General features: G+C 44.9%; 10 protein-coding genes. 7 read left to right on the top strand and 3 right to left on the bottom strand.

Going from position 1 to position 9,394, the window contains the following annotated elements:
* Positions 1-131 precede the first annotated feature (131 nt).
* Both QT974_RS21555 and QT974_RS21550 read right to left on the bottom strand, forming a co-directional pair.
* Complete coding sequence (locus tag QT974_RS21555; protein ID WP_333470464.1) at positions 132-458, bottom strand: hypothetical protein; 327 nt, start codon at positions 456-458, stop codon at positions 132-134.
* Positions 459-601: 143 nt separating this feature from the next.
* Positions 602-2,062 carry an aspartate ammonia-lyase gene (locus QT974_RS21550; RefSeq protein ID WP_333470463.1) on the bottom strand — a complete coding sequence of 487 codons (1,461 nt, stop codon included), beginning with the start codon at positions 2,060-2,062 and terminating at the stop codon, positions 602-604.
* Between the two features lie 238 nt (positions 2,063-2,300).
* On the opposite strand from QT974_RS21550, the gene QT974_RS21545 reads away from it, so the two are divergent.
* Positions 2,301-3,491, top strand: coding sequence for an RNA-guided endonuclease InsQ/TnpB family protein (locus QT974_RS21545; protein ID WP_333470462.1), 1,191 nt, complete (start codon positions 2,301-2,303; stop codon positions 3,489-3,491).
* 20 nt (positions 3,492-3,511) lie between these two features.
* On the opposite strand, the gene QT974_RS21540 is transcribed toward QT974_RS21545, so the two are convergent.
* Positions 3,512-3,664, bottom strand: a complete 153-nt coding sequence (locus QT974_RS21540; protein WP_333470461.1) for a hypothetical protein — start codon at positions 3,662-3,664, stop codon at positions 3,512-3,514.
* 25 nt (positions 3,665-3,689) lie between these two features.
* On the opposite strand from QT974_RS21540, the gene QT974_RS21535 reads away from it, so the two are divergent.
* The 6 genes from QT974_RS21535 to QT974_RS21510 all read left to right on the top strand — a co-directional run bounded on the left by QT974_RS21535 (position 3,690) and on the right by QT974_RS21510 (position 9,375).
* Positions 3,690-3,845: a hypothetical protein gene (locus QT974_RS21535; RefSeq protein ID WP_333470460.1), complete on the top strand. Its 156-nt coding sequence runs from the start codon at positions 3,690-3,692 to the stop codon at positions 3,843-3,845.
* A 141-nt stretch (positions 3,846-3,986) separates the two neighbouring features.
* Complete coding sequence (locus QT974_RS21530) at positions 3,987-4,136, top strand: hypothetical protein (RefSeq protein WP_333470459.1); 150 nt, start codon at positions 3,987-3,989, stop codon at positions 4,134-4,136.
* 237 nt (positions 4,137-4,373) lie between these two features.
* Positions 4,374-4,808 (top strand): hypothetical protein, encoded by a 435-nt coding sequence (locus QT974_RS21525; RefSeq protein WP_333470458.1) that lies wholly within the window; start codon positions 4,374-4,376, stop codon positions 4,806-4,808.
* 108 nt (positions 4,809-4,916) lie between these two features.
* Complete coding sequence (locus tag QT974_RS21520; protein ID WP_333470457.1) at positions 4,917-5,201, top strand: peptidase; 285 nt, start codon at positions 4,917-4,919, stop codon at positions 5,199-5,201.
* A gap of 241 nt (positions 5,202-5,442) precedes the next feature.
* The gene (locus QT974_RS21515; RefSeq protein WP_333470456.1) at positions 5,443-7,323 is read left to right on the top strand and encodes a hypothetical protein; all 1,881 of its coding nucleotides are present in this window, start codon (positions 5,443-5,445) and stop codon (positions 7,321-7,323) included.
* Positions 7,324-7,686: 363 nt separating this feature from the next.
* Complete coding sequence (locus tag QT974_RS21510; RefSeq protein ID WP_333470455.1) at positions 7,687-9,375, top strand: DNA repair helicase XPB; 1,689 nt, start codon at positions 7,687-7,689, stop codon at positions 9,373-9,375.
* The last annotated feature ends 19 nt before the right edge of the window (positions 9,376-9,394 follow it).

Genomic DNA, 9,394 nt, shown 5'->3' with positions numbered 1-9,394 from the left:
ATCATAGATGCAAACACTCTACTTGTAGGGTGCGCAGTGCACACCTTACTGAATCCTAGGTGCAAGCACTCTACTTGTAGGGTGCGCAGTGCGCACCTTACCACTACAAAATTCCCAATGACTTTTTATTTTTATGTAGACATCGGCAACCTACCAGCAGCAGCCCGCTGCATGGTACTAACTCGCAGCGAATTAGGGAATATTCCTTGACCTTGAAGTTCGGGAATAGACGGTTTTACTTCCACTTTTACCAACCGGGCAGTGCAGATAAAAACGGTTTGATCGACCAAATGAAAAGTCAACCAAGGTTGACTTAATAAATGCAGCACTTCCTCTTGAAATTCTTGTGCAGGCATCGGAATAGTAAAGGTTTCTGTGTGACCTTCCACATAATGAAATGTGACTTGAGTTGTGTTCTCTTTATCTTGATTTAATTGGGCAAATGAACCAGCGCGCATAAATTGTTCTCCCAAAATTTAGAATTGAAAAGATAGGACGTACGGTTGAAACTGCGTCTAAACAAACGTAGGCATTAGCCTTCTTGAAGAGTAGTCTACCTCCGTGATGTAAAGAAAATAATGTAATTTTAACCGCCAGGCCTTCAACCCGCGTCGGCGGGTTTTGTTTCTATAGACGCGGTTTCAACCGCCGGGTATTCTGGCATCGCACTCATTTTCTCTAAATCTAGAACTTTTGCCAACTCTTCTGGATTCATTAAACCGCGTTCTAGGACAATTTGCCGCAAAGATTTGCCTGTTTCGAGAGATTCTTTGGCGACGGCGGCGGCGTTGAGATAGCCGATGTGAGTATTGAGGGCGGTAACGAGGGCGAGACTGCCTTCTGCGTAGGCGAGACATCGATCGCCCTTTGCTTCAATTGTGTCGAGGCATTTGGTTGTCAGGGCGCTGATGGTGTTACCCAAAATTTCGATGCTGTGAATCAGATTGTAGGCGATCAGGGGCATCATCACGTTCAATTCTAATTGTCCTGCTTGGGCACAAAGGGCGATCGCGCTATCGTAACCCATAACTTGAAAACAGACCATTGATGTCATTTCTGCCATCACAGGATTGTATTTCCCGGGCATAATTGACGAACCAGGTTGCACCGGAGGCAGTTGAATTTCCTTAAAACCAGTTTTTGGCCCGGAGTCCATCAAACGCAAGTCATGGGATATTTTAACGCAATCTTGAGCGAGATTTCGCAGTGCACCAGAGACATTTACAAACGGTGCCATACTCTGCATCGCTGCCATTAAATGCGGTGCTGGTTTCAGAGGTTTTTGGATTAACTCTGCGAGGATTTGAGCGACTTTTTCACAGTATTCTGGGTGAGTATTTAAGCCTGTTCCGGCTGCACTGCCGCCCAATCCCAAGGATGTCAAATCGCCGGAAGCAGCGGTAATTCTGGCGTTGTGTTCTCGCAGAATTTGCGCCCAAGCGCGGAAGGTTTCGCCGAGTCGCACCGGGACGGCATCTTGTAGGTGAGTGCGGCCGGATTTGACGATATCATGGAATTCTACGGCTTTTTTGTCCAAGGATGCGATCGCCCCCAACAAAGCGGGGAACAAAGTTTTTTCCAAAGCCAACAATCCCCCAATCCGAATCGCAGTCGGAATCACATCATTGGTCGATTGACCGTAGTTTACATGATCGTTGGGACTGACGCGGTTGTAATTGCCTTTGCGATCGCCCATAATTTCCAAAGCGCGATTGGAGAGAACCTCATTAACGTTCATGTGGTGAGAAGTTCCAGCGCCAGCTTGGTAGACATCAACGACAAACTGATCGCGCAAATTTCCTGCTAAAACTTCATCGGCTGCTGCGATCAGTGCTTGACTGATATCTTCAGGAATGCAGCCGAGTTTACCGTTGACAATTGCCGCAGCTTTTTTAATTAAAACGCAAGCATCGACGTAAGTTGATAAAGGTTTGATACCGCTAATCGGAAAATTTTCAACGGCGCGCAGAGTTTGGATGCCGTAATAAACAGTAGATGGGATTTGTTTGTCTCCCATCGAGTCGCTTTCGGTGCGGTAGGTGATGGTTGGCTGTTGGGTCATATAGTCTGGTTTGTGATAATTAGGAATTGTACAATTTTTGGGGGTGACACCGCGCTGCGGGTGTTTTCACTGTACCTCACCCGCTGGCGACTGTGCAGTAATCTGTAATTTGCGATCGCAACTGAATTATCTCACCAAAGAAATGGGTCTGAAGCCCCGTCCTTTTAGGACGGCTTTAATTTGTCCTAATTTTAACAGGTAATGTAGTAGAATTAGAAAGAGTCAATGAGAGGAAGCAATGAAAGCAAGGTATCAATACAGATTCTACCCAACAGAGCAACAACGACAGAGCTTGGCTCAGTTGTTTGGCTGTGTGCGTGTAGTCTGGAATGATGCCCTTGCACTGTGTAAACAATCCGAGAAGAAACCCAAATCGGCAGAACTCCAAAAAATAGTAATTACTCAGGCAAAACAGACTCTTGAACGTGCATGGCTAGAGGATGTGTCATGTGTCCCCTTGCAGCAGTCTGTAGCGGATTTAGAAACGGCTTTCAAGAACTTTTTTGATGCTTGTAAGGGAAAGAGAAAAGGGCGTAAGGTAGGCTATCCCAAGTTCAAAAAGAGGACTAGCAGCCAATCGGCAAGACTTACCCGTCGTGGCTTTTCCATGAAGGAAAATGGCGGTGTCTATTTAGCCAAAATTGGTATTGTCAAACCAATTTGGTCGAGACAATTACCATCAGACCCTAGTTCAGTAACGATCATCAAAGACTGCGCTAATCGCTATTTCCTCAGTTTTGTCGTAGAAGTTGAACCCATTAATATTGATGCCAAAAACCAAAGCGTCGGTATTGACTTGGGGATGAAAACTTTTGCGGTGATGAGCAATGGTGAAAAAGCCGAAAGTCCTAGTTATAAAGAGTTAGACCGCAAAGTTCGTAAACTCCAAAAAAAGCTGGCACGGCAGCCCAAAGACTCAAAACGTAGAAATATAACTCGAATCAGAATTGCCAAACTGCACAATCAAATTGCTGACTTGCGCAAAGATTTCTTGCATAAATTATCAACCAAAGTAGTAAGTGAAAACCAAACTATTATTTTGGAAGACCTCAATGTGTCAGGGATGGTCAAAAACCGCAAACTGTCGAGAGCAATTAGTCAGCAAGGATGGTACGAATTCCGAGTTTTGTGTGAGGCGAAATCTGATAAATTTGGTCGTGAGTTTAGAGTAATTAGTCGATGGGAGCCTACCAGCCAGATTTGCTCGGATTGTGGTTTTAAATGGGGTAAATTAGACCTTTCTATTCGCTCAATACTTTGCCTAAGTTGTGGTATTGAACAAGATCGGGATGAGAATGCAGCCAAGAATATAAACAAAGTCGGGATCGGGCATTGCCACGACTCTAAATGGACGCAGAGACAGAGTAAGACAACTTCGGTTGCATCAGTCGGTGAAGCGTCAAGAATCACCGCGCCTTCAGGCCGGTGAGTATGTCAAATCAAGCGTGTTTAATCTAAAATCTCAAATCGGAAAATGGAAAATCGACAGTCTCGATCGCCTAAAATTATCTCACATCCCGGGGTTTCCACTCCAATCAAGTTGGCGCTAAGGGCGATCGCACGCAGATAGCCGCTGTCAGCTATAATTTTACAAGTAAACAAATTTCAGTCTTACTGTTAAACTCCCATGAACAAACCAGCAAAAAGTTTTAAATACCAGATAAATCTTTTGATAATCGGCTTAAGTGCCTCGCTGATTTTTCCGTCTTCAGTAAAAGCTCTATCTAACCTAGTTTCCCCCGCAGCTATCTCAGAAAAACCTGCTGTTTTAGCTGCTGTCTAACAGCGAATCCAGTTCCGAAAAGGCGCTCATTCAACGGAAATCAAAGGAGCAGTAGCGCGCGGCACGGTCAATAGTTATTCGATCGCAGTTCAAAAAGGGCAAAAAATCAAAATTAACGTCAAATCAGTTGAAAAAAATGCTGTGTTTAACGTCATAGATGCGAGCAAAAAGACGACAATTAAAGAATCAAAAAGCTGGTCGGGAGTAGTCTCTAAAACAGGAGACTATCAGATTGATGTCGGTACAGAACGAGGAGGCGCTAGTTACACTCTGTCAGTTTCGGTAAAGTAACATTTCGCTAGAGGCTCTAGGTTGTTAAATCCTGCGAGTTAGCAGATTATCTAAATTGCGGAAACCATTTTTTTAGTTTCGGAACCATCTAGAAAATCAGCAAGTTAGCAGTACAAGCATCTTGCTTGTGCTGCTAAGTCTGATTAATTGTAGGAATCGCACAAAACTAGGAGAGCGATCGCTCTCCTGGTTTTGTGCCAAAATAGATGGTAGTATTAATTTTTATGAGGATCGTTCATGGCTCGTTTAAATCACATTCTTGTGGCTAGTGCCGTCACCCTTATAGCTTTGACTGGTTGCGGCGGCGCCCAAGAAGCTTCCACTCCGAAGACTTCACCTTCACAGATTCCTGCTGCTAGTGCTGTGAGTACATCTGACAAAGCAGCATCTCCCGCTAGCTATGCAGAGTTGGTGAGTGTAGTTACCAATACCAAAGCAGCAGTTCAGACTGGTAATTTTACCAAAGCCAAAACTGAATTTGACAACTTCGAGAATGCCTGGAAGAAAGTAGAAGACGGCATCAAAAAAACATCTCCTAAAAGCTACGATGCAGTTGAAGAAACTACAGAAAAAGTCATGACAGAACTCAAAAAGTCTCAGCCGAGTAAAGACCAAGTGCTGGCTCAATTGCAGTCACTAGAAAAAACTATCAATAGCATTCCTAAGTCCTAACTTTAATCGCTGAGTGCTTGGTTCTAGTTCTGTGTTAGCAGTTTTCAGAAACAAGCACTTAACCATGCTTTCTCAGATCACCTCAGTCTTCCAAAACTTTCAACCACTATGAATAGAGGATTTCGCAAGTACCACCGGATTATAGGCATTATTGTTGCTTTGCCGATCGCGCTGACCGTTTTGACTGGAATGGCTATCACAATGCTGCGAGAGTGGCCCCTAGGTATAGAAATTTCATCGAGATTTTTGTTGAAAATTCATACAGGCGAAATCTTTCACTTGCAAGCAATTTACCCAATTTTAAACGGATTGGGAATGCTCGGCTTGCTAGTTACAGGTTTAAGTATGTCGGGTTTGTTTGGCAGAAAAAAGCAGCCAGCTTCCAATGATTAAAAGCAAAGATGTGATAAACTAACGAAAGACTGGATAACGACTGTTGAACCGGGTAATTTTAGGGTAGGGAATATTCCCTTAAAATTTAAAACAAATAGCCTATGCACCATTCCGGTACATCCGTAGCTGTTTAACCAGATTTCTTCAATTTGTTGTAACAAAAATTCAAATTTTCTATCCGGTAAAGTTGTTATATTTGGGTTGCTAAAATAATTTTGAAGCGGGCGCATTGTCAAACATTATGTCGCGTTACCCAAGCATAGATAGCGTTATTAGCCTCCAACAGGCACTAGAAGGAATAATTGTTGACGATTTAAAAAAGCTCAAAGCATTATTACCCGATTCTCGTAAATTAACCCGTAAAGCGGATCTGGTTGATGGAATCAAATCGCAATTGCAGGGAGAGAACCTTCGGAAGCTGTGGGCGAAATTAGACGATCTTCAAAAAGCGGCTGTAGCTGAAGTTATACATGGAGAGGATGGTGTTTATTTTCCTGAGATATTTAGCGCCAAATACGGAGAACCAGCAAATCTTGGAACAAGCGATCGCTATGGAAGTAGCAGAGAACCATCACTGCTATGCTTGTTTATTTATGGCAGGCAGATACCCTACGATCTAGAAGAAGAATTGCTGAAATTTGTACCAAAGCCCAAAGAAGCCACATTAGATAATGCTGGTGAAACAATACAAAATTCTGTTAAACTCCGCGTTCAAAGACATAACTATAGTACAGGAGAAAAGGAGATAGAAGAATACGAGATTCCCTTGGCTTCTTGTGAAACGCAGTTGGCAGCTAAAAAGGATTTTGCCGCCGTTTTGCGTCTGATTCAGTCGGGTAAAGTTGCTGTTAGCGAGAAAACTGCTTTACCTACTGCTGGAAGTGTAAAGGCGATCGCCTCTATATTGCAAGGCGGTGATTTTTATAATGAGGAACAGCGTCAAATTACCCTAGCCAAGGATAGCGACTACGATGATGAAGTATTCGCTGAAATCGGTAGCATCAAGCCCTTTGCTTGGATAATGATCGCCCAAGGGAGCAAGTTCGCGGAACGATCGGGCAAAAAGCTAGTTTTGACGAAAGCGGGACAGAAAGCTCTACAAGAATCACCCGCCAAAGGTTTACAGACAGTATGGAAGCGCTGGTTGAAGACAAAGACTTTTGATGAATTTCGCCGCATTGATGCGATCAAAGGACAAACTGGGAGGGGTGCAAGTGGGATGACGGATGTGACGTGGCGGAGAGATGCGATCGTCTCTGTGCTCGCAGAATGTCCTGTGGGTAAGTGGATTATGTTTCATGATTTTAGTGGATATCTAGTCGCAACGGGCCATAGCTTTGATGTGACTGAGGAACCCTACTATCTGTATATTGGTGAAGCTGGGTATGGAAACTTATCAGAATTGGGTGGCTATAGTTGGCCGATTCTGGAAGAACGATATATGCGCTGTTTTTTGTTTGAGTATGCTGCTACTTTGGGAATCATTGATGTTGCATATGTCGATCCGTCACTCATACCATCCGATTATGACTATCTTTGGGGAACGGACAATCTGGAATTTCTAAGTCGTTATGATGGCTTAGTATATTTTCGCTTGACGGCTTTGGGGGCTTATTGTTTGGAGTTGACGGATAAGTATACTCCGCCAGCAATTGAGGTTCGTCAAACGCTGCGGGTATTGCCGAATCTAGAAATTATTGCGGCGGGAGATGGTGTCGAGACATCTGATGCGATCGTCCTGGATATCTATACTAAGAAAGTTTCGGATGTTGTGTGGCGACTCGATCGCCCAAAAATCTTTGCAGCCATTGAAAACAGATATCCATTAGCCGAGTTTACAGAGTTTTTGGACGCCAGGAGTATTGAACCGCTGCCGCAAACTGTGCAACAATTTCTGACGGATGTGACAGAGCGATCGCATAGCGTGCAAGATATAGGTAGTGTCAGGTTAATTGAATGTACTACCGCCCATTTAGCATTGCTGATTGCCAATGATTCCCGTACTAAAAAGTTCTGTCAGTTGGCGGGCGATCGCACTTTAGCGGTTCCATTGGGCCAGGAAACGAAATTTCGCACCGCCCTGCGGCAAATGGGTTATGTTTTGCCACAGTCGGAGAAATAAGCTGTTGCTGCATTAGCCTGGGTTAAGATGCGATCGATAACGAATCCATCTCACTTTGTCAGAGGGCGAAGCACCTGACGGTACATAACTTATTGACTATCGTCTGATATTTACTGCCGTCAGGTGCTTCGCCCCTACGGTAATCACTGGTGAAAAAACAGCAGTATTTGTAGGGTGCGTCGCTGGCGATAAAGCCCTAAAAAAATCAACAATCTCGATCGCGACGCACCTTTCACGTAGACTGGAACAAATAAACAAAACATTTCTGATCGAGCAAACTTCTTTCTTTCTTTCTTTCTTTCTTCATTCAATCCGTTACATCCGTTACATCCCTTACAAAATCCGTTGCCGAACTTCCTTCTTATGAGTTACGTTCCTGAAAATGCTTTAATCGTGCAGAGCGATCGCTCAATCTTACTAGAAGTTCACGCTCCTACAGCGAAATTAGCACGAGAAGCGATCGCACCTTTTGCCGAATTAATCAAAAGTCCCGAACACATCCACACCTATCGCATCACGCCCCTCAGCGTGTGGAATGCGCGGGCGGCGGGAATGTTAGTTGAATTGATGATCGCAGCGCTGCGAAAGTATGCTAAATATGATATTCCCGAATCGGTAGCGCAGGAAATTGAACTGCTCGGTACGCGCTACGGATTGACGGTAATTGAAAGGATTGATGCGGAAAATCCCGATTTACAACTGCGGATTGTCGATCGCCCGCTGACGGAGTTGCTAGTGCGGGACGAGCGTGTAAAACCGCTGTTAGGTAAGCGGATTTCGGATCTTTGCTTTCAAGTCGATGCGGGGAATCGCGGTGTACTCAAACAAGCTTTGCTAGCAGTAGGTTATCCGGCCCAAGATTTGGCTGGATATGTCGAGGGTGCCGAGTTGGCGATTGCGTTGCGCGATCGCACTTTAGGAAGCGACTTACCCTTTAATTTGCGCGCCTATCAAAAGGAAGCCGTAGAGGCATTCTATCAAGGAGGAGAGGTTAGAGGCGGCAGCGGTACGATCGTCCTACCGTGCGGGGCTGGTAAGACGATTGTGGGGATGATTGCGATGAGTTTGGTGCAGCAAAAGACACTGATTCTCACCAGCAGTTTGACTTCGGTGCACCAGTGGCGCAGGGAAATATTGGACAAGACGAGTTTAACTGAAGATGCGATCGCGGAGTACAGCAGCAACAGCAAAAAAACGGCTTCTGTAACTCTCTCGACTTACCAAATGCTCAGTTATCGATCGACTAAAGATGATGAATTCCCCCACTTTGAGTTATTTAACGCGCAATCCTGGGGACTGATTATCTATGATGAAGTTCATCTATTACCCGCACCGATATTTCGGATTACCGCCGACTTACAAGCGCGACGGCGGTTAGGTTTGACTGCGACATTGATTCGCGAAGACGGGAAGGAAGGCGATGTGTTTACCCTAATTGGCCCCAAGCGCTACGACGTACCTTGGCGGGAATTGGAAGGACAGGGATTTATTGCTACTGCCAATTGTACCGAAATCCGCGTCGCTCAAAATGAGGCGGAAAAAATGGAATATGCCCTAGCGCCGCGCCGCAGCCAGTTTCGGATTGCTGCGGAAAATCCGGGTAAGTTGGATGTGGTGCAAGGTTTGTTGCAAAAGGAGGCGGGACACCGTATTTTAATTATTGGTGAGTATCTCGAACAGTTGGATGCGATCGCCCGAGTTACCGATTTGCCGCTGATTACGGGGAAGACAAAACAGGTTGAGCGCGATCGGCTGTACGAAGCATTCCGTCACAAAGAGATTCCCGGATTAATTCTATCTCGCGTGGGCAATTTTGCCGTCGATTTACCCGATGCCGATGTGTTGATTCAAGTATCAGGTAAATATGGTTCTCGCCAAGAAGAAGCGCAGCGCTTGGGACGAATTCTCCGGCCCAAATCTGACGGACATACTGCGAGTTTTTATACATTAGTATCGCTACAAACTTGCGAGGAGGATTTTGCGCGACACCGCCAACTGTTTCTGACTGAACAGGGCTACAGTTATACTATTGAGGTTCAAGGCGATGGTTAGTTGGCGTTGCAGGATAGAC

It is taken from the genome of Microcoleus sp. BM001215392, from assembly GCF_036700185.1.
Lineage (GTDB): Bacteria > Cyanobacteriota > Cyanobacteriia > Cyanobacteriales > Microcoleaceae > Microcoleus.
Note: the sequence above shows the minus strand (reverse complement) of the source record. Positions and strands in the feature narration are given on the sequence as shown.